This is a genomic window from Streptomyces sp. NPDC055400, assembly GCF_053644375.1.
In genome coordinates this window covers 588,727-608,418 of the sequence record NZ_JBSHLM010000003.1, presented here as the reverse complement: position 1 = coordinate 608,418, position 19,692 = coordinate 588,727, and the positions used below count along the sequence as shown (strand labels likewise).

The 19,692-nt window shown below is 72.2% G+C and carries 14 protein-coding genes and 2 tRNA genes; 4 read left to right on the top strand and 12 right to left on the bottom strand.

Annotated features, from left to right (window positions below; all coding sequences use genetic code 11):
• The first annotated feature begins 27 nt into the window (after nucleotides 1–27).
• Nucleotides 28–888, top strand: coding sequence for an endonuclease/exonuclease/phosphatase family protein (locus ACWIGU_RS10865; protein ID WP_454399509.1), 861 nt, complete (start codon nucleotides 28–30; stop codon nucleotides 886–888).
• Here ACWIGU_RS10865 and ACWIGU_RS10860 read toward each other — a convergent pair.
• The 7 genes from ACWIGU_RS10860 to ACWIGU_RS10830 all read right to left on the bottom strand — a co-directional run bounded on the left by ACWIGU_RS10860 (nucleotide 885) and on the right by ACWIGU_RS10830 (nucleotide 9,261).
• On the bottom strand, nucleotides 885–3,104 hold the full coding sequence (locus tag ACWIGU_RS10860) for an ArnT family glycosyltransferase (protein WP_454399507.1): 2,220 nt from the start codon (nucleotides 3,102–3,104) through the stop codon (nucleotides 885–887). The genes ACWIGU_RS10865 and ACWIGU_RS10860 overlap by 4 nt on opposite strands.
• On the bottom strand, nucleotides 3,101–4,438 hold the full coding sequence (locus ACWIGU_RS10855) for a glycosyltransferase (RefSeq protein WP_454399505.1): 1,338 nt from the start codon (nucleotides 4,436–4,438) through the stop codon (nucleotides 3,101–3,103). Before ACWIGU_RS10855 ends, ACWIGU_RS10860 begins: the two co-directional genes overlap by 4 nt.
• A 26-nt stretch (nucleotides 4,439–4,464) precedes the next feature.
• Nucleotides 4,465–5,946, bottom strand: a complete 1,482-nt coding sequence (locus tag ACWIGU_RS10850; RefSeq protein WP_454399503.1) for a sensor histidine kinase — start codon at nucleotides 5,944–5,946, stop codon at nucleotides 4,465–4,467.
• Nucleotides 5,943–6,692 carry a response regulator transcription factor gene (locus tag ACWIGU_RS10845; RefSeq protein ID WP_356277355.1) on the bottom strand — a complete coding sequence of 250 codons (750 nt, stop codon included), beginning with the start codon at nucleotides 6,690–6,692 and terminating at the stop codon, nucleotides 5,943–5,945. The genes ACWIGU_RS10850 and ACWIGU_RS10845 overlap by 4 nt, the downstream gene beginning before the upstream one ends.
• A 125-nt stretch (nucleotides 6,693–6,817) precedes the next feature.
• On the bottom strand, nucleotides 6,818–7,657 hold the full coding sequence (locus ACWIGU_RS10840; RefSeq protein WP_454399679.1) for an amidohydrolase family protein: 840 nt from the start codon (nucleotides 7,655–7,657) through the stop codon (nucleotides 6,818–6,820).
• 103 nt (nucleotides 7,658–7,760) lie between these two features.
• Nucleotides 7,761–8,084 carry an antibiotic biosynthesis monooxygenase family protein gene (locus tag ACWIGU_RS10835; protein ID WP_454399501.1) on the bottom strand — a complete coding sequence of 108 codons (324 nt, stop codon included), beginning with the start codon at nucleotides 8,082–8,084 and terminating at the stop codon, nucleotides 7,761–7,763.
• 199 nt (nucleotides 8,085–8,283) lie between these two features.
• Nucleotides 8,284–9,261 (bottom strand): DUF2797 domain-containing protein, encoded by a 978-nt coding sequence (locus ACWIGU_RS10830; protein WP_454399499.1) that lies wholly within the window; start codon nucleotides 9,259–9,261, stop codon nucleotides 8,284–8,286.
• A 179-nt stretch (nucleotides 9,262–9,440) separates the two neighbouring features.
• On the opposite strand from ACWIGU_RS10830, the gene ACWIGU_RS10825 reads away from it, so the two are divergent.
• Nucleotides 9,441–10,313 (top strand): GNAT family N-acetyltransferase, encoded by an 873-nt coding sequence (locus ACWIGU_RS10825; RefSeq protein ID WP_454399497.1) that lies wholly within the window; start codon nucleotides 9,441–9,443, stop codon nucleotides 10,311–10,313.
• A 42-nt stretch (nucleotides 10,314–10,355) separates the two neighbouring features.
• Here ACWIGU_RS10825 and ACWIGU_RS10820 read toward each other — a convergent pair.
• Together ACWIGU_RS10820 and ACWIGU_RS10815 are read right to left on the bottom strand one after the other, a co-directional pair.
• Nucleotides 10,356–10,428, bottom strand: a tRNA-Arg gene (locus ACWIGU_RS10820).
• A gap of 186 nt (nucleotides 10,429–10,614) precedes the next feature.
• Nucleotides 10,615–10,705: transfer RNA gene (locus tag ACWIGU_RS10815), tRNA-Ser, on the bottom strand.
• 238 nt (nucleotides 10,706–10,943) lie between these two features.
• On the opposite strand from ACWIGU_RS10815, the gene ACWIGU_RS10810 reads away from it, so the two are divergent.
• Both ACWIGU_RS10810 and ACWIGU_RS10805 read left to right on the top strand, forming a co-directional pair.
• On the top strand, nucleotides 10,944–11,393 hold the full coding sequence (locus ACWIGU_RS10810; protein ID WP_454399495.1) for an SSI family serine proteinase inhibitor: 450 nt from the start codon (nucleotides 10,944–10,946) through the stop codon (nucleotides 11,391–11,393).
• A gap of 287 nt (nucleotides 11,394–11,680) precedes the next feature.
• Nucleotides 11,681–15,892 carry a PAS domain-containing protein gene (locus ACWIGU_RS10805; RefSeq protein ID WP_454399493.1) on the top strand — a complete coding sequence of 1,404 codons (4,212 nt, stop codon included), beginning with the start codon at nucleotides 11,681–11,683 and terminating at the stop codon, nucleotides 15,890–15,892.
• A gap of 76 nt (nucleotides 15,893–15,968) precedes the next feature.
• Here ACWIGU_RS10805 and ACWIGU_RS10800 read toward each other — a convergent pair whose 3' ends face one another.
• From ACWIGU_RS10800 to ACWIGU_RS10790, 3 genes are all read right to left on the bottom strand, one after another.
• Nucleotides 15,969–17,618: a long-chain fatty acid--CoA ligase gene (locus tag ACWIGU_RS10800; RefSeq protein ID WP_454399491.1), complete on the bottom strand. Its 1,650-nt coding sequence runs from the start codon at nucleotides 17,616–17,618 to the stop codon at nucleotides 15,969–15,971.
• 109 nt (nucleotides 17,619–17,727) lie between these two features.
• Entirely contained in the window at nucleotides 17,728–18,369 is a 642-nt protein-coding gene (locus ACWIGU_RS10795; RefSeq protein ID WP_454399489.1) for a SigE family RNA polymerase sigma factor, read from the bottom strand.
• A gap of 196 nt (nucleotides 18,370–18,565) precedes the next feature.
• Entirely contained in the window at nucleotides 18,566–19,636 is a 1,071-nt protein-coding gene (locus tag ACWIGU_RS10790) for a DUF1906 domain-containing protein (protein ID WP_454399487.1), read from the bottom strand.
• Nucleotides 19,637–19,692: the final 56 nt, after the last annotated feature.

Below are 19,692 nucleotides of genomic sequence, written 5' to 3'. Positions count from 1 at the left end.
GCTGAAACCTGATGAGTGAGGGGTCGGATGTCCAAGTACCGCCGCACACCGCACGTTCTGCTCGCCGCCGGGCTGCTGGGTGGACTCGCCGCCGCGCCGCCCGCGCAGGCCGCCGGGGGACCGCCACCCGTGCCGCTGCGCATCGCCACGTACAACATCCACGCCGGTTCCGGCATGGACAACGTCTTCGATCTCGACCGGCAGGAGGCGGCGCTGCGCGCCCTCCACGCCGATGTGATCGGGATCCAGGAGGTCGACGTCCACTGGGACGCCCGCAGCCAGAACCGTGATCTGGCACAGGAGTTGGCGGACCGGCTCGGGATGCATGTGTCGTTCGCGCCGATCTACAGCCTCGACCCGGTCGTGGAGGGCGGGCCGCGCCGCGAGTACGGGGTCGCGATCCTGTCCCGGTATCCGGTCCGCGGCGCCGTCAACCACGAGATCACCCGCCTGTCGACGCAGGACCCGAACCCGGTCCCTGCGCCCGCGCCCGGCTTCGGGGAGGTCGAACTGAAGGTGCGCGGGGTGCCGGTCCAGGTGTTCGTGACCCATCTCGACTACCGGCCCGACCCCTCGGTACGGGCCGCACAGGTCGCCGACACGCGCAGGATCATGGCCGCGGAACGTACGTCGCCCGGGGACCGCCAGATCCTGCTCGGCGACTTCAACGCGGTGCCGGACGCGCCCGAACTCGCACCGCTGTGGAAGGAGCTGACGCCCGCCGACCCGGGGGCGAACACCTTCCCGGCGGCGGGTCCGGTCAAGCGGATCGACTACGTCGCCGTGGGCGAGGGGGTCCGGGTACGCGACGCGGCGGTGGCCGAGACTCTCGCCTCGGACCACCGCCCGGTTGTCGCCGATCTGGCGCTGACGCGTAAGAGCGGCTAGCTCCTGGGCTTCGTCAGGTCGTAGAAGGTCGCGCTGCCCACGGTGACCTTCGTGTAGTTCTTCTCGACCCAGGACTGGATCTTGGAGGCGGAGCCGCTGCCGCCGCCCATCCCGCCCATGCCGCCACCGATGAAGTAGTGGATCTTCCCGTCCTCGACGTAGCTCTTGAACTGGGCGAGCGTCGGGGACGGGTCACTGCCGTTGAAGCCGCCGATCGCCATGACGGGCTTCCCGGTGGAGAGCTGGTAGCTCGCCGCGTTCTGCGAGCCGATGGCCGCGGCGGCCCAGGTGTAGTCGTCCGCGTTCTTCTCGACGAGGGCCTTGGCCTTGGCGCTGACCTGGGCGCCGTTGAGGAGACCGCCCATGCCGCCACCCATGCCGCCCGCGCCACCACGTTCACCCAGGCCGGCGCCGCCGGGCAGGGTGCCCATCCCGCCCTGCAGCTTGCCGTTGCCTGTGCCCTGGTTCTGTCCCTGGCCCTGGCCGGGCATGCCGCCTGTCGGGGGCCGGCCCATGCCGCCGCCCTGCTGGCCCTGCTGACCTTGGCCGGCCTGCTGACCCTGCCGGCCCTGGCCGGGCGGCTGCATCCCGCCGGCGCGCATGCCGTCTCCGCCGCCACCGGGGCCGCCGCCCCGGCCGCCCATCATGCTCGCCCCCGCAGGACCGGCCGTCACGATCGACCCGCTGTGTCCGGTGCCGAGCGTGCTGATGGTGTACGCGGTCGGCCCGGCCAGCGCGGTCACGAGGCCCAACCCGGCCGCACCGAGCGCCAGTTGACGGTTCAGCCGGCCCGCGACGGCGAGGCCGAGGCCCGCCGCGACGCCGCCGACGAGGATCGCCCAGCGCAGCCACGGCACGTAGTCGGGCGTCCGGTTCAGCAGGACGTACGACCACACGGCCGTCACCGCCACCGTGCCGCCGAGCGCGGCGGACGCCGTGAACCTGGCTCGTTCCTCCCACAGCACGCTCGCGCCCATGCCGACGAGCGCGGCCGCGTAGGGGGCGAGGGCCACCGTGTAGTACTGGTGGAAGATCCCGGCCATGAAGCTGAAGACGACCATGGTCATCACCAGCGAGCCGCCCCACGCGAGGAACGCGGCGCGTGCCGTGTCGGTCCGCCGCGCCTTCCACGTGACGACGACACCGGCGACGAGCAGCAGCAGCGCGGCCGGCAGGAGCCAGGAGATCTGGCTGCCGATCTCGGAGTTGAACATCCGGTCGATGCCGGTCTCGCCCCACTGGCTGCCGCCGCCGCCCATTCCGCCACCGCCGCCGACGCTGCCGGTCTCCTCGCCGTTGATCCGGCCGAGCCCGTTGTAGCCGAAGGTCAGCTCGAGGAACGAGTTGTTCTGGGAGCCGCCGATGTAGGGGCGAGAGGACGCGGGCCACAGCTCCACGACCGCGACCCACCAGCCGCCCGCGACGACCATCGCGAGTCCGGAGAGCAGCAGCTGTCCGATCCGCCTGAGCGGCCTGCCCGGCGCGAACACCGCGTACAGGACGGCCAGCGGCGGCAGGATCAGGAACGCCTGGAGGGTCTTCGCGAGGAACGCGAGGCCGACGGCGACGCCCGCCCACACCAGCCACTTCGTCCGGCCGTTCTCCATGCCGCGCAGGACGCAGTAGACCGTGACGGTCATCAGGAGCGCGAGCAGGGCGTCCGGGTTGTTGAAGCGGAACATCAGGGCCGCGACGGGCGTGAGCGCGAACGCCGCCACCGTGAGCAGTCCGGCCGCGGCGCTGAACCGGCGCCGCACGGCCGCGTACAGGACGCCCGCCGTCGCCACGCCCATCAGGACCTGCGGGACGAGGATCGCCCAGGAGCTGAGGCCGAAGATCCGCACCGAGAGCGCCATCGGCCACAGCGACGCCGGGGGCTTGTCGACGGTGATGGCGTTGGCCGAGTCGAGCGACCCGAAGAACATCGCCTTCCAGCTCTGGCTCCCGGCCTGCACGGCCGCGGAGTAGAAGGAGTTGGCGTAGCCGGAGGCGCTCAGGTTCCAGAGGTAGGCGAGGGCCACGACGAGCAGCAGAGCGAGGAACGCGGGGCGCGCCCAGCGCGGGTCGTCGGCACGGCCGCGCCAGACCCGGGTGAGCGAGGGCTGCTTCGGGCGGCCGTGTCCCTGGCCCTGCACGGCCGGTGCGGCCGGTGCGGCCGGTGCGGCCGGGGGCGGTGGCAGCGCGGGTGCGTCGGCGGGGAGGTGGGGCAGGGTCATCGTCCGGTCCTCAGTTCGTGGTCGTACGTGGCTCGGGAGGCGTCCGGCGCACCGGGTACGGGCGGCTCGGGCGGGGCGGGCGGCTCGGGGAACACCCAGGCCCGGAAGAGCAGGAAGCGCAGCACCGTCGCCGCGAGGTTGGCGGCGACGAGCACCGCGAGTTCCGTGGAGTGCGCCGGGTCCGCGGAGGCGGCGCCGAGCGCGGCGAGCGAACCGCTGGTCAGGGCGAGCCCGATCGCGAACACGACGAGGCCCTGCGCCTGGTGGCGGACGGCCCGGTCGCGGCCGCGGACGCCGAAGGTGAGTCGCCGGTTGGCGGCCGTGTTGGCGACGGCCGAGACGAGCAGGGCCAGTGCGTTGGCGACCTGCGACCCCGTGAACGTACGGAATCCGGAGTAGAGGAGCAGATAGACGAGGGTCGACAGGGCGCCCACGACGCAGAAGCCGACCAGCTGGCGGGCCAGTCCCCGTGGCACGCCCGGGACCTGGCGGTCGCGCGGGTCGTCGCCGAAGGGGCGGGCGAGCCGGTCCAGGGGGAGCGCGCCGACCGCGAGCGCCCGGCCCACGCGCCACACGCCCTTGAGGTCGTCGGTGGCCGTCTTCACGATGTGCACCGTCGAGTCCGGGTCGTCGACCCAGTCGACCGGCACCTCGTGGATCCGCAGCCCGGCCCGCTCGGCGAGGACGAGCATCTCGGTGTCGAAGAACCAGCCGCTGTCCTCGACGAGCGGCAGCAGGACCCGCGCCACATCGCGCCGGATCGCCTTGAAGCCGCACTGGGCGTCGGAGAAGCGGGCCTGGAGGGAGCCGCGCAGGATCAGGTTGTAGGCGCGCGAGACGAACTCGCGCTTCGGCCCGCGCACGACGCGTGAACTGCGCGCGAGGCGCGAGCCGATCGCCAGGTCCGAGTGGCCCGAGATCAGGGGCGCGACCAGCGGGAGCAGCGCGTTGAGGTCGGTGGACAGGTCGACGTCCATATAGGCGAGGACGGGCGCGTCGGACGCGGACCAGACGGTGCGCAGGGCGCGCCCGCGGCCCTTCTGCTCCAGGCGGGCGCTGTGCACCTCGGGGAGCGCGGCCGCCAGGGATGCGGCGACGTCCGGGGTCGCGTCCGTGGACGCGTTGTCCGCGATCGTGATGCGGAAGCGGTAGGGGAAGGTTCCGACGAGGTGCCGGTGCAACCTGCGCACGCAGGGACCGAGGTCCCGCTCCTCGTTGTAGACCGGGATCACTACGTCCAGGACCGGTGCATCGCCCACGCCGGCCGGGAGGTGCTCCCGTGCCGGCAGCACCCCCAGGGAGGGGTCGGTGCCCGGAGAAGAGTCGGTTCGCATGACACCGACATTCGCCAACTGCCCTGTCAGGCCGGTGTGGTGAGACTGTGGCCCGCCTGTGAGTACGCGACGGGTTCGGCACAGGCCGGCAGATGGACGGTGAACACGGTCCGGCCGGGCACGCTGTCGACGGTCACGGCGCCGCCGTGCGCCGCCGCGACGGCCTGCACGATGGCGAGGCCGAGACCGGTCGAGCCGTGGGCCCGGGAGCGGGAGGTGTCACCGCGTGCGAACCGCTCGAAGACGTGCGGGAGCAGTTCCGGCGGGATGCCCGGGCCGTTGTCCTGCACGTCCAGGCAGACCCACGGCCCGTACCGGTGCACGCGCGCGGTCACGGTGGTGCCCGGCGGTGTGTGCGTACGGGCGTTGGCCAGGAGGTTCACGAGCACCTGATGGATGCGCGGCCCGTCGGCGAGCACGAGGGCGGGGTCGTCCGGCAGTTCGAGCCGCCACGCGTGGTCCTGGCCGGCCGCGCGGGCATCGCTCAGCGCGTCCACGACCAGCGGCGACAGGTCGGTCGCCTCGTACGACAGGGGACGGCCGGAGTCGAGCCGCGCGAGCAGCAGCAGGTCCTCGACGAGTCCGGTCATGCGGTGGGCCTCGGACTCGATACGGCCGAGCGCGTGCCGTGTGTCGGGCCCGGTCTCCTCACGGCCGCGCCGGGTGAGCTCGGCGTAACCGCGGATCGAGGCGAGGGGGGTACGCAGCTCATGGCTGGCGTCCGCGACGAACTGGCGCACGCGCGTCTCGCTCTGCTGGCGCGCCTCCAGCGCTCCGTTCACGTGGTCGAGCATGCGGTTGAGGGCGGCGCCGACCTGGCCGACCTCGGTGCGCGGGTCGGCCTCGGTGTCGGGGACCCGTTCGTGGAGGGCCACTTCGCCGCTGTGCAGGGGGAGTTCGGAGACGCGGGTCGCGGTGGACGCGACGCGACGCAGGGGCCGCAGGGCCACGCCGACCATGGCGGCGCCGGCCAGTGACGCGGCGACGAGACCGGCCGCGGTGACGCTGACCTCGACGACGATGAGGGTGCTGAGGGTGTCCTGCACCTCGTTCTCGGGCAGGCCGACCACAGTGTTTCCGCCCGGCTTCGAGGAGATCCGGTAGTCGCCGAGTCCGGGCACGCTGACGCTGTGCGTCCCCCCGTCCCGCGGCACGCTCTCCAGCGCGGCGGTCTGCGCGTCCGTCAGCGGGACGACCGGGTTGTCCCGGTCGGCGACGCTCTTCGCGGCCTCGGTGACGCTTCCGTCGGACTCGACGAGGGCGCCGATGGTGCCCGGCCTGCTCGGACCGCCGAGAAAGTTCAGGTTCTGCGCCTGCCGCTCCGGACCGGGTCCGCCGGTGGACTGGACGACCGCGCCGCGCACCTGCTTGTCGAGCTGGTCGTACAGATAGGTGTGCAGCGCGATGGTGGTCACCGTTCCGATGACGGCGCACACCAGGGCGATCAGCGCGACAGCCGTGATGACGAGCCGCTTGCGCAGACTGCGCGGCTGCCGCCGTCCGCTCATGGCGCGACAGGCACTGCGGGCTTGATGAGATATCCGGCGCCGCGCCGCGTGTGGATCATCGGCTCGCGCCCGGCGTCGATCTTGCGGCGCAGGTACGAGATGTACAGCTCCACGACGTTGGCCTGGCCGCCGAAGTCGTAGCTCCAGACGCGGTCCAGTATCTGCGCCTTGCTCAGCACCCGGCGCGGGTTGCGCATCAGATAGCGGAGCAGCTCGAACTCGGTGGCGGTCAGATGGATGCCGTCCCCGCCGCGCGACACCTCGTGGCTGTCCTCGTCGAGCGTCAGGTCACCCACGACGAGCACGGACTCGCTGCGCCGGTCGGCGGCGCCCGAGCGGCGGATGAGGCCGCGCAGCCGGGCGACGACCTCCTCCAGGCTGAACGGCTTGGTCACATAGTCGTCGCCGCCGGCCGTGAGCCCGGCGATCCGGTCCTCGACGGCGTCCTTCGCGGTCAGGAACAGCACCGGCACGTCCTGGTGCTCGCGCCGCAGCCGGCCGAGCACGGACAGGCCGTCCATGTCGGGCAGCATCATGTCGAGCACGATGGCGTCGGGCCGGAACTCGCGCGCGGTCTGCACCGCGCCCATCCCGTCCCCGGCGCTGCGGATCTGCCAGCCCTCGTAGCGCAGGGCCATGGAGAGCAGCTCGGTGATCGACTGTTCGTCGTCCACGACGAGGACCCGGACGGGGCTCCCGTCCGGCCTCAGCAGTTCGGTACGCCCCTGGGGCGAGGTCGCGGTCATGTTCCACACCCTGCGCGCCCGCTCTGAGAACCGGCTTTCGGCAACCTGTGAATTCCCTGAGAAACGCACAGCGGTCTCTCAGGAGCGTCCGTCCACAGGGTTACGCCAGGGGGATACACCAAGGGTTACGCCGAGGGGGCAAGGCCGAACAGGCGTGCCCCGTTCCCGTGGCACACGGCCCGCAGCCACTCCTCCCCGAGACCGAGCCGCTCCAGGGCCTCCAGCTGGTGGACATAGGGGTACGGAATGTTGGGGAAGTCGGTGCCCAGCAGGATCCGGTCCCCGAGACCGGCGAGCCGGGCGAGCTCGGCGCGCGGGAACGGGGAAAAGCGCTCACTGAAATCGGTGAACGCCATCGTCGTGTCGAGGCGCACCTCCCCGTACCGCTCGGCCAGGTCGAGGAAGTCCGTGTACTCGGGCATCCCCATGTGGGCCACGATCACCGGCAGCCGCGGGTGCCGGGCGAGCAGCCGGGCGACGGGCTCGGGCCCGGTGTGCTTGCCGGGGGCGGGCCCGGAGCCGCAGTGCATGACCACGGGGATACGGGCCTCGGCGAGCATCCCCCACACGGGGTCGAGCAGTTCGTCATTCGGGTCGTACGCCCCGACCTGCACATGCGCCTTGAAGACGCGCGTGCCCGCCTCGATGGCCTCGCGCACGTACCGGTCGACGCCCGGCTCGGGGAAGAACGTCGACGTGTGCAGACAGCCGGGCGTCCGGCGCGCGAAGTCGCGTGCCCACCCGTTGAGCCACTCGGCCATGCCCGCCTTGTGCGGATAGAGCATGGAGGTGAAGGCCTCGACCCCGAACTCCCGTATCCGCGCGAGCCGTTGCGCTTCTTCCTCCCGGTACGCGATGGGCCAGGCCATCCCGGTCAGCGGCCCCACCGCGTCGAAGTACTCCCACACCTTCTTCAGGACCCGCTCGGGCATGAAGTGCGTGTGCACGTCGACGAGTCCGGCCAGGCCGTGCCGCTCCCGGAACCGGGCGACCCGATCAGCCTCACCGACGCCCGCCGTGTCGGTGCCCGCACCGCCCTCCGCGCTGTTCGCCGCGCCGTTCTCCGCCTTACTCTCCGCGCTCAAATCCGTGACTCCGCTCGACCTTGGCGACATGGAGGGAGTAGCTCTCGTACCACTCGGCGCGCCCGCGCCGCTGGGCCTGACGGTGCTCCCCGTTCCCGGCCCACTCCTTGAGCCCTTCCTCGTGCCGGAAGTAGGCGACGGTGATCCGCAGCCCGCCTTCCGAGACCGCGGAATCCTCCCCCAGAAACCCCGGTATCTCCCTGACCAACTCCGACATCCGCTCGGCGGTCGCCCCGTACCCGTTGTCCCCGGGCGTGCGCACCGAGGTGAACACGGCGGCGTAGTAGGGCGGTTCGAAGACGGGCACGGGCCGGACGGTACGGGCGTGACCGGAACTGTCCTCCGGCCCGACAGGTGCTACTCCGTGATCACTCATGTCCTCACGATGCGGTGCGGCGACGGACGGTGTCCACCCCCATTGCCCTACGGGAAGCGAGACTTGACCATCCGGTCGACAAAGCCCGGCGCCCCCTCGCGCCTCCTCCTGGAACAGGCTCAGCACAGCCCTAGAACAACCCGGCCTGCGGCGCGGGCGCCTCTTTCACCGTCTTCACCGGCACGGAGGACACCACGTCCGCCGCCTCCCCCTCCGACGTCCCCAACGCCTCCAGCTGCCACCCGCCGAGCAGCCGGGTGTCGACCACGAGCCGCCGCCCTTCCCCAAGCTCTCGGCTTCGCCCGAGCAGGGGAGGCCCCATTGGCTCCACGAGATGCAGATCCGGCCCCGCGGCGGCGACCAGCGTCCCCACGACCACCCCGCCCTCGACCAGCTCGCTCACGACGCCCCCCACGCCCCCGAGCCGCCCACCGCCTGCCGCGCCGTCCACTGCGCCCTCGATCCCGAAGACCTCCGCGTGATCGACCACCTCGCACGGCAGCCGCTCCAGCGACTCGGGCCACCCGGCGAGCGCGACGGCCGTGGCATGCGCCCTGGCCAGCTCCCCCGCCCGCTCACCGGCCGGGGGCAGCGCCGCCCGTACGGCCCGCTTCTGCGCGTACGGAATCCGGTCCGGAACGCCGAGCGCGCTGCGCAGCAGTTCCTCCGCCCGCCGCGCCGCCATCAGCGGCCCGCGCCCCAACCACGTGAACGCGACGGCCCCTTGTTCGAGCAGCCGGGCGGACCCCCGCCCGACGCCGGTGATCCCCACCTTCACCATCCCGCTCCCGAACCAGGCGAGATACACGTGGTAAGGCCTCGGGTCGTCCGCCATGGTGTCCGCGGCGACGGAGTGCGCCCGGTCGATCCCGGCGCACTCGGCACACTGCGCGCGCGTCCCCCGCCCGGACAGCACCGCCGCCGCCGGACACGGCGTACGCCGGCCGCCCCGCCACACCCCGAGACATCTGCGCTCGCCCACGGCCCGGAAAGCCAGCACCTCCCCGAAGGCGAGGGGACTCTCCCGCTCCCCCTTCCCCTCCCCGTACCACCCCAGCGCCGGCCCGCCCCCGACCCGCCACCGCACCCCGGTGCACCACCACGTCATGCTCAGGACGCTACTCCCGGGCACTGACATCGCCAGGGGCCGCGGTACGTTCCCGCTGTTCGGGGACGTGATCACGGGTGAGGACCGTGGCAGCGCCGGGCTTCGTCCTCATCGCGTTGCCGTGCCGTCCGGTCCCTGAAGCTCTGGCCGGAGCGGGAGCACATCGGCAACCATGAGGCATGCGACCGTACGACTGGCACCTCACCGAAGACATCGACGACTTTCTCGCCCGGGCCGGAGACTTCCTGCGCTCACGCCCCGCCCTGCACACCACGCCTCTGACATCGACCGAGAAACTGCGCGCACTCGGCACAGAGGCATACCGGGCGCATGCCCCCGTCTTCGGCACCTTGGAGCGGGCGGGCGAGGTCCGTGCCGTCTTCTACCGCTTCACCCAGCACGGCCCCCTGAGCCTCACCCCTCTCGCCCCCGAGGGCGCCGAAGCCCTCGCCGAGCGCCTGGCCGCCCTCGGCCACGTACTCCCCATCGTGAGCGCGGCCCACGACACCTCCACCGCTTTCGCCGAGTCCTGGCAGCGGCACACAGGCGCGACGCCGACACTCAGCAAGCGGATCCGTCTGTACCGCCTCGGCACGCTCACCCCGCCGGAGCCGGTCCCGGCGGGCCGGGGCCGACGCGTGGGCGAGCAGGACCGCGAGCAACTCTTCCGCTGGCACCGCGAGTTCGCCGCCGACGTCGGGGAAGACGTCACCATCGACGCCGACACCTGGGCCGGCACCCGCTTCGGCGACAAGCACTACACGTTCTGGGAGACCCCCGACGGCACCCCGGTCTCCATGGCGGGCATGACCTCGCTGGTCGGCGGCATGGTCCGGGTGGACCCCGTCTACACCCCGGCTCACCTGCGCGGTCGCGGCTACGCAGGCGCTGTGACGGTCGAGGTGACCCGAGCCGCCCTGGCCGCGGGCGCCAAGGAGGTCGCGCTGTACGCAGACCCGGCCAACGCCACCAGCAACGCCCTCTACCAGCGCATCGGATACGTCCCACTGACCGAATGGGCCGTGTACGACTTCGCCCCCGCACGGGCATAACGCAAGAGGCCCCCGGATCTCTCCGGGGGCCTCTCATCTGTGTGCACTCGGCAGGATTCGAACCTGCAACCTTCTGATCCGTAGTCAGATGCTCTATCCGTTAAGCTACGAGTGCTTGTTCTGTTTTTGTCTCGGTCCCGGCCCCTTCGGCCCGTTCCCGGCGACAGGAAGAACATTACATGACTGCCGCCGTCATGTGAAATCCGTTTGCCACACCCCTTGTGAGCTGGGCAAACACTGTCTTGCGGGTCCGAAACGCCGAAGCCCCGGTCCATCAGGACCGGGGCTTCGGATCTTGGAGCGGAGGCGGAGGGATTTGAACCCTCGATGGGCTTTAAGGCCCAAACCGCATTAGCAGTGCGGCGCCATAGACCGGACTAGGCGACGCCTCCAGCACGACCCCCGCGCGAGCGCGAGTGGTGCGTCCAGATGATGACACAGCATCGCGCGGTGTCACCAATTGGCCCCCACGGTACTAGGCGTCCAGGCCGGAGAGCAAAGCCCTTCTGTTCGTCCTCGTGTCCCGGTGCCCACCGCAACATCGCGGGCCGCCCGGCGTTAGACGCGGTGGAGCCGCTCGGGACGGTGCGGTTCCCCGGCCTTCTCTTCTCACTCATTCGTGGAGCCCTCATGCTGCGCCGCATCGCCCTCACCGCCGCCGCCTCCGCCGCCGCGCTCTGCGCGGTCCCCGCCGCCGCCCATGCCGACACGGGTCCGCTCGGCCTCCCTCAGTTGTTCGCCAAGCCCGCCGTCCAGGACCGGCTACGGGTCGCCGTCAACGGCACGGGTGACGGAAGGGACGGGACGTACGAGCTGGAGTGCGAGCCCTCAGGCGGTACCCATCCGGAACCCGAGAACGCGTGCGCGCGGCTCGACGAGCTGTCCGCGAACGGCCGCGACCCGTTCGCGCCGGGCTCGTCGGGCTCCCAGTGCACGATGCAGTACGGAGGCCCCGCGACCGCCCGCATCACCGGAACATGGCACGGCCGGCCCGTCGATGCGACGTACAAGAGGACCGACGGCTGTGAGATCTCGCGGTGGCAGGGGCTCGTTCCCGTACTGCCCGCGACCGGTGCGTGAACGAGCGCGGGCCATTGTGTGGGGAGCGTGCCAAGGTGCGGCGCGGCGCCGGACACCCTGTGACCAGGCATATGCCCACGCATGCCCCGCCGTCACACGGCCGGGGAAGGCCTCGCTCTCACCCATCTTCATTCCAAGGGCACATCTTCCGCGTGCGACCTCCCTCTCATCCGGCGCCGCGAGCACAACCTCTGCCCGTAGACTCCCTCCCGTGACATGCCGCGAGCCACGTAGGAAGATGGCTCGCGCGGTCGGCAAGGTGCGGTAATCAGGGAGGAAGCGTCGTCGTGAGCAGCAGGCCATCCCGAGGCGCTGCTCGCCTCGCAGCCATACTCGACGCGCTCCCGGACGCGCTGGTGCTGGTCAACGCCAACGGGACCGTCGTCAACGCGAACGCCATCGCCCTGGAGGCCTTCGAGGCCCCGGGCACCGCCCTCGTGGGGCGCGGACTGCTCGATCTGCTGCCCGAGTTCGACTCGCGGCTCATCCCCGGATCGATGCGCAGGCCCGACACCACGGACGAGCGCGGGCGCACCAAGCCGACCCGGATGATGGCTCGGCGCACCGACGGCAGTGAGTTCCCCGTCGAGGTCACGAGCGCGAATCTCGCCGACGGCCGCGACGCCGTCGACGGCTACGGCAACAGCTCGTACGGGTCCTACGGCGGCGCGGCCGAGCTGCTGATGCTCGTCGTGCGCGACTTGTCGGGGACCGTCGACACCGAGGCCGAACTCGCGCGTTCGCAGCGCCAGACCGAGATGATCCTGCGCGCCGCCGCCGAGGGCGTCGTCGGAACCGACACCGACGGCCGGATCGTGCTCGTCAACCCGGCCGCCGCGCAGATCCTCGGGTTCCGCGCCAGCGACCTGGGCGGGCAGGAGCTGCACGCGCTCGTCCTCCACTCCCGCGCCGACGGCGAGCCGTTCCCGTACGAGGAGTCCCCGCTCGCCGACACCCTGCGCTCCGGGCGCAAGCACCGGGTGCGCGGGCAGGTCCTGTGGTCGAAGAGCGGCGAGCAGGTGCCCGTCGACATGACGACGGCGCCCGTCCGCGACGGTGACCAACTGGTCGGCGCCGTGATGACGTTCACCGACCGGCGCCCCTACGACGAGCTCGTCGTGGCGCACACGGAGGAGATCGACCGGCGCGACAAGGAGTCGGAGCGCGCCGCAGCGGAGCACGCGGAGACGCTCGCGCGCATCATCGAGGAGCATGAGGCGCAGACCGCGCGTGCCGAAGAGGAGCACGCCGCCGAGCTCGCCACGATCACCGAGCAGCACACCGAGGAACTCTCTGCCGAGAAGGACCGGATCGCCGCTCTCGCCGAGCGCGAGAAGGACCGTTACGAGGCACTCGCGGCCCGGCACGAGCAGCTCCTCGCCGTCCTCGGCCAGTCGCTGCGCGGCCCTCTCGACGAACTGCGCGGCCAGCTCACCACGCTGGCCGCGGACGACGCGGGCCAGCTGTGGCCCGAGGCCAACCAGATCCTGCACCACCTCGCGGCCGGCTACAGCCGCATGACGACGCTCGTCGACAACGTGCTCGGCTACCAGCTCCTCGACTCGGGCGACGCTCAGCTGACCCGTACGAAGGTGATGCTCGACGCGGTCGTCGCCGCGGGCGTCGACGGGGCGGTCGAGCTGATCGGGCCCGGGCGCGCACAGTTCGCCGTGCACGCCCCGCCCATCGAGGCCGAGGTCGACGCGGCCCGCCTGGCCACCGCGCTCGCCCATCTCGTCGCGGACGTCGCAGGGATCGACGCCACCGGCAACGCGCGCGTGGGCGTCGTACCGACCAGCGGCGTCGGCGGATACGTGGACTCGACGATCGTCGTGGCGGCGGCACTGCGCGGCGAGAGCGTCCGTATCGAGGTGCGCGGGCCCTACACGGGCGGCGACCCGGTGCACGAGCCCATCGTGCGCGGCATCGTGCGGGCGCACGGCGGCGTGCTCCAGACGCACGAGGTGCCCGGGATGAGCGGCAGCGCGTATGTGCTCGAGGTGCCGATCGGGGGCGGGGCCGGGGCGGTTCCGGTGGCTGATCCTTCGGGTGCTGTCGGGGCGGCTGTTCCCGGTACGGCCGTCGAGGTCGCGTCGCAGGCCGGTCCCGCAGGTGCGGAGGCCGTGGCCGGAGCGGGGCTGCCCGAGCAGGCTTCGGGCACGCGCGGCGGGCGGCGGCGGGCCCGGCGGGCTTCGGGCGCGTCGGTGGACTCCTTCCTGGAGAGCGGTGTCGCGGGTGCCCTGCCGGACGCCGACGAGGCCGGGCAGGGTGGCGGTGGCTCGGTGGCTGCCGCTCCGACCGGGCGACGCAGGCGGCGGGCCGAGGAGGGCGCGACCGCGGGAACGCCCGGGAGCGCTCAGGTGCAGCTGCCGGCGCAGGCCACGCAGACTCCGGCCGACGGGACGCCCGCGGGTGACACGGGGGCCGGGACCGGCACAGGGCGTCGGCGTGGGCGGCCCAATCCGGCCGAGGCCGCCGTTCCTGAGGGAACCGCTGGTCCCGGTGCCGCTGAGGGTTCCGTGATGACCGCTGCCGAACACGCCGCCGGAGCCCCCGCCCTGGGCGAGACCGTGCCGCCGCAGGGTGTGCCGGTCGGAGCGTCCTCGGGCCGGCGGGCCCGGCGCAACGCGGAGCCGGCCGCGCTGCCTGCCGGTGGTTCGGGCCAGGCCGGGGCTTTCGAGGCGTCTCAGGCCGGGCAGAACGTCCCCGCCGGGCGTCGCGCACGCCGCGCTCTCGGCAGCGCCCCGGAGCGGGAAGCCGAGCAGAGCAGCACCGCACGCACCGTATTCGCGCTCCCGCCCGCTGAGGCCGACCGGACGACGCCCGAGCCGGATGCCGCTGCGGTCGCCGACACCGATGCGACGACGGCCACCGATAGGGGTGCTGACAGCGAGCGGCACGACGCCGCACAGGGGCACCCCTCCGACGGCCACACTCCGCCGCAGCCGCACCCTGTCCAGACGATTCCGGCGGCGCGCGCCGCGCTGCCGCAGGAGAACCGTGCCAGGCCCCGCGCCGCGCAGCCCCTCCCCGCCGAGGCCCCGTCGGCAGACCCCAACTCGACTCAGGGCCGCGCCATAAGCGTACGAACGCTGGGGCAGGGCGTTCCCTTCGGACGTCAGATCGCCGAGCAGCAGCGCCCGCCGCGGCCCCAGCCGGCGGCCCCCGGCACGGCCCAGCCGCTGCCGAGCCCACAGCCCAATTCACCGGCGGCCGCACAGCCGAACCGCGCGAACCAGCCCGGCCAGGCGAACCCGGTGGCGGGCAAGCAGCCCGGTCGGCAGGCGAATCAGGCGTCCGGCACGCAGGGCGGCGCGCCAGGCGGACCGTCCGGCCCGAAGTCCGGGCAGCAGCCCGTTCAGTCGGCCGGCGGCAACCCGTCGCTCCAGGTCCCGCTGCCTCCCCAGGTCCCGCAGCCCGCGGCGGCCCCGCAGGAGCAGACGCAGCACACGCTCGGCGGCTCCGGTCGCCGGCGCAGGCTGTCCACCCGGCCCGATCCCGCCGGCACCCAGCCGGAGACCGCGGCCCGCCCGCACCCGCAGGCCCCGTCACCGTCGTCGCCGGCGCAGCCGAAGGCTCAGCCCCAGACGCCGTCCGGCCAGTCCCAGCCCGGTCAGCCGCAGTCACTGCTGTCGTCGTCATCGGAGGGCCGCGGACGTTCGTACGCGATCGGCGCCCCCGACCAGGACGCCGATGAGGGACCCGAGCCGCTGGACGGGCCCGGTGGTGCCGTCGAGCTGGCGGTCCGGCCCCAGCCGCAGCCGATGGACGACGAACTGCCCCCGGAGCCGCTCGACAACCCGCGCCGGCTCCTGGTCTGGCCCGCGCCCGACGCCACCACGCAGCAGGCCCTGAGCGACCGCGGCTACCGCCCGGTGACTGTGCACTCCCGCGAGGAGGTCGACGCGCAGATCGCGGCCTTCCCCGCCGCGCTCTTCGTCGACCCGCTGACCGGACCGATCACGCGCACCGCGCTCCAGTCGCTGCGCCAGGCCGCCGTCGCCGCCGAGGTTCCCGTCCTGGTGACGGCCGGGCTCGGACAGGCGACGCGCGAGGCCGCGTACGGGGCCGATCCCGCCGTCCTGCTGAAGGCCCTCGCGCCTCGCGACAGTGAGCAGCACCCCTCGCGTGTCCTGCTCATCGAGGAGCGCGAGGAGATCGCGCTCGCGCTCACCGCGACGCTTGAGCGGCGCGGGATGCAGGTCGCGCGGGCGGGTTCCGACGCGGACGCGGTGACGCTGGCCGCGCAGATGCGGCCGAACCTGGTGGTGATGGACCTGCTCCAGGTGCGTCGCAGGCGCGCGGGGATCGTCGACTGGCTGCGCGCGAACGGCCAGTTGAACCGCACGCCCCTCGTCGTCTACACCGCCGCCGTCGAGGAGGCCGAGCTGCCGCGCCTGGCCGCGGGCGAGACCGTCCTGTTCCTGGCGGAGCGTTCGACGAGCGACGAGGTACAGGGCCGGATCGTGGACCTGCTCGCGAAGATCGGCACCAACTGAGCACCCGCAACTGACAAACAGGGGCGGCCCGTTCGGGCGCCCCTGTTTCACGTGAAACCGTCGCTGAGCTGTGGGCTCAGAGCCGCGTGATGTCCAGCTCCCCTTCGGCGTACTGCTTGCGCAGCACCTTCTTGTCGAACTTACCGACGCTCGTCTTCGGCACCGCGGTGATCACCGTCCAGCGCTCAGGGAGCTGCCACTTGGCGACCTTCTCGCCGAGGAACGCGCGCAGGGTCTCGAAGTCGGCGCTCGCGCCGTCCTTCAGGACCACGGTGGCGAGCGGGCGCTCGCCCCACTTCTCGTCGGGTACGGCCACAACGGCCGCCTCGGCGATGTCCGGGTGGGACATCAGGGCGTTCTCGAGGTCGACGCTGCTGATCCACTCACCACCGGACTTGATGACGTCCTTGGCGCGGTCGGTAAGGGTGAGGAAGCCATCGGGGCTGATCGTGCCGACGTCGCCCGTCTTGAGCCAGCCGTCGTCGCTGAACTTGTCGGCGGGACGCAGCGGTTCGCTGTCGGGGCCCGAGTAGTACGCACCCGCTATCCACGGCCCGCGGACCTCCAGCTCACCGGCCGACTCGCCGTCCCAGGCCAGCAGTTCGCCGCCGGGGCCCGAGAGCCGCGCCTCGACGCCGGCCGGGAACCGGCCCTGGGTGAGGCGGTACGCGAACTCCTCGTCGGTGCCGACTGCCGCGGCCGGCGGCCGGGCGACCGTGCCGAGGGGAGACGTCTCCGTCATGCCCCAGGCGTGGCAGACCCGCATGCCGAGCTCGTCGAAGGCCTTCATGAGCGAGGGCGGACAGGCCGAGCCGCCGATGGTGACCTGCCCGAGCGAACTCACGTCGCGAGGCTTCGCGGTGAGCTCCGCGAGCAGGCCCTGCCAGATGGTGGGGACGGCCGCCGCGTGCGTGGGGCGCTCGCTCTCGATCATCTCGGCGAGCGGCGCGGGCTGGAGGAAGCGGTCCGGCATCAGCATGTGCACGCCGGTCATGAACGTCGCGTGCGGCAGGCCCCACGCGTTCACATGGAACTGCGGCACCACGACGAGCGAGGTGTCCTCGTCGGTCAGGCCCATGGACTGCGTCATGTTGACCTGCATGGAGTGCAGGTAGATCGAACGGTGCGAGTAGACAACGCCCTTGGGGTCGCCGGTGGTGCCGGAGGTGTAGCAGAGCGCGGCGGCCTGGCGCTCGTCGAGCTGCGGCCAGTCGTACGTGACCGGCTTTCCGGCGATGAGCTCCTCGTACTCGTGGACCTGGGGGCGCGCTCCGTCGAGGAGCGAACGGTCGCCGGGACCGGAGACGACGATGTGCTCCACGCCCGTGAGGGACGGCAGGAGCGGCGCGAGCAGCGGCAGCAGGGAGCCGTTGACGATGATCACGCGGTCGGCGGCGTGGTTGACGATCCACACCAGCTGCTCGGCGGGAAGCCGCAGGTTCAGGGTGTGCAGTACGGCGCCCATGGAGGGGATCGCGAAGTAGGCCTCGACGTGGTCCGCGTTGTTCCACATCAGGGTCGCCACGCGGTCGTCGTCCACGATGCCGAGGTCGTCGCGCAGAGCGTGCGCCAGCTGGGCGCTACGGTCGCCGATCTCGGCGAAGCTCCGGCGCTGCGGCCCGCTCTCACCGGCCCAGGTGGTCACCTGGGACGTGCCGTGGATCGTCGACCCATGGGTCAGGATCCTCGAGATCAGCAGTGGTACGTCCTGCATCGTGCTCAGCACGGCGTCCTCCCGGTGGGCGCTACGGCGCAGTAATGTTCCGCCGATTCTCACCGCATACCAGTCGGTATGTCACTAGCCCCGGGAATGATCGATCAGGGAGTCGTCCTGCTCAGCTCTGGGCCGGGCGCAGTTCCGGGTCCTCGCGGAGCTTGCCGAGGGCCCGCGACACCGCGCTCTTGACCGTGCCGACGGACACCCCGAGCACCTCGGCCGTCTGAACCTCGCTCAGGTCCTCGTAGTACCGCAGGACGACCATCGCGCGCTGACGGGCCGGCAGTTTCATGATCGCGCGCCACATCGCGTCGTGCAGGGCCTGATGCTCGGCGGGGTCGGCCGCCGCCACTGTCTCCGGCTCGGGCAGCTCGTCGCAGGCGAACTCGTCGACCTTCCGCTTACGCCACTGCGACGTTCGCGTGTTCAGCAGGGCCCGGCGCACATAACCGTCGAGTGCGCGGTGGTCCTCGATGCGGTCCCACGCCACATATGTCTTGGTGAGCGCGGTCTGGAGCAGGTCCTCGGCATCGCACGGGTTCGCCGTCAGCGACCGGGCGGTCCGCAGCAGCACGGGCTGCCGCGCCCGCACGTACGACGCGAACGACGGGTACGACTTGTGCGGCCCGTACGGCGTCGAGTGGGCGGCCGGCGTGTACGGCGCCGGGTGGGAAGAGTGAGGCGTCATCGCGGCTCGCGGCGCGCTGCGCGTCGCGGCATCCGATGCACTGGAGCAGACAGGCGCCATGGTTGCGGTCATGGCTCCACGCTAGGAGCGCCCCCTACCCTCGCGGATCGGCCGCAGGTCCCGAAGCGATGTCCGCCTCAGGTTGTAGGAGTGGTGGTATCCCCACCTCCTGAGGGTGGAGGACGCGGTACGCACCCCTGAGGGTTCACCCCTGAGAGCCATTCCATGGGCTTCGTTCCACTCTGCCACTCCCGCGGACCGGGACGGCTCATCGGATGCGGGCCACCGGCGCGTGCACCAGATTCCGGTCGATGACGAGGGTCCGCCCGCCGTGCCGCTCCTTCACGTTCCCCGCGTACTGGTGGATCCTGCGCTGCCGGCTCCAGGCGGACCGCCACAGCACGGGCTCCCGGGACAGCCGCGGCCGCGTGTGCCAGCGTGCGAACCAGATCACCGACGGCAGATCCCGCACCCCCGCCCGCGCCGCGGCCCGCATGTGCGCCGCCCCGGAGTCCACACTGCTGTAGAACCCCGGCACGTACCCCTTCCCGCGCACCTGCCGGTCCCAGCCCCGCACAAAGGCGAGCGTCGTGCGGGCGCACTTCTTCTGCCGGTACTTGTATGCCTCCATGTCGAGATAGAGCGGGCTGCCCGGCCGGATGCCGACGGCCCACGCCCGGCGTACGGCGTCCCGTCCCTCCCGCACGCCCTCGCTCCAGGCGGGCCGGCCGATGCGGTGCTCCTTCTTGGCCCACCCGACCACACACGGCGACTGCGAACCGACGTACACCGGCAGCACCCGCCACCCCAGCCGCTGAACCCCCTTCATCCAACGGTGCCCGAGCCGGGGCTGATGAGGACAGGCTCGCCCGCGGCCCCCGTAGTACACGCCCACCGCCCCGTACTTCGACGCCCGCCACCGCCGCATGGTGTCGAGCGACGGCGCCATGCAGGTGTCGAACGCCAACCCGCGGAACATCCGCGGGTTGGAGAGCGGGGGCAGCAGGGTTTCGGAGGAGGGACCACCAGCCGGGGCCGGGGCCGGTTCTGGGGCCGGGTCTGGGTCTGGGGCCTGGGCCGGTTCTGAGGCCGGGGCCGGGTCGTCGAATGCAGCGTTGTCGTCGAGGACGGAGTCGGGGAAGGCAGCGGGTGCCGGCGGCGCGAGGTCGACCAGAGGGACAGGGTGGGCGTCGGGGTCAGGGTCGGGGTCGTGCGTCGGAGTCGGCCGGGGGAGGCCGGGTTCGGCCCGCGCCGACGCGGGGAGGGCGGTCAGCGCCATCAGAACCAGCACCAGCCCCACAACCAGCTTCCGGCGGTGCCTGCGGCGAGTGCGGCGCATAGGGCAAGTGCGGTGCATAGGGCGAGTGAAGGGGCCGGGGTGCGGACCGGCCCCGG

What these genes read in the sequence shown, in the direction of transcription:
- ACWIGU_RS10865 (WP_454399509.1), top strand. Translation starts at nt 28, where the DNA reads ATGTCCAAGTACCGCCGCACACCGCACGTTCTGCTCGCCGCCGGGCTG.
- ACWIGU_RS10860 (WP_454399507.1), bottom strand. Translation starts at nt 3,104, where the DNA reads ATGACCCTGCCCCACCTCCCCGCCGACGCACCCGCGCTGCCACCGCCC.
- ACWIGU_RS10855 (WP_454399505.1), bottom strand. Translation starts at nt 4,438, where the DNA reads ATGCGAACCGACTCTTCTCCGGGCACCGACCCCTCCCTGGGGGTGCTG.
- ACWIGU_RS10850 (WP_454399503.1), bottom strand. Translation starts at nt 5,946, where the DNA reads ATGAGCGGACGGCGGCAGCCGCGCAGTCTGCGCAAGCGGCTCGTCATC.
- ACWIGU_RS10845 (WP_356277355.1), bottom strand. Translation starts at nt 6,692, where the DNA reads ATGACCGCGACCTCGCCCCAGGGGCGTACCGAACTGCTGAGGCCGGAC.
- ACWIGU_RS10830 (WP_454399499.1), bottom strand. Translation starts at nt 9,261, where the DNA reads ATGACGTGGTGGTGCACCGGGGTGCGGTGGCGGGTCGGGGGCGGGCCG.
- ACWIGU_RS10825 (WP_454399497.1), top strand. Translation starts at nt 9,441, where the DNA reads ATGCGACCGTACGACTGGCACCTCACCGAAGACATCGACGACTTTCTC.
- ACWIGU_RS10810 (WP_454399495.1), top strand. Translation starts at nt 10,944, where the DNA reads ATGCTGCGCCGCATCGCCCTCACCGCCGCCGCCTCCGCCGCCGCGCTC.
- ACWIGU_RS10795 (WP_454399489.1), bottom strand. Translation starts at nt 18,369, where the DNA reads ATGACCGCAACCATGGCGCCTGTCTGCTCCAGTGCATCGGATGCCGCG.
- ACWIGU_RS10790 (WP_454399487.1), bottom strand. Translation starts at nt 19,636, where the DNA reads ATGCGCCGCACTCGCCGCAGGCACCGCCGGAAGCTGGTTGTGGGGCTG.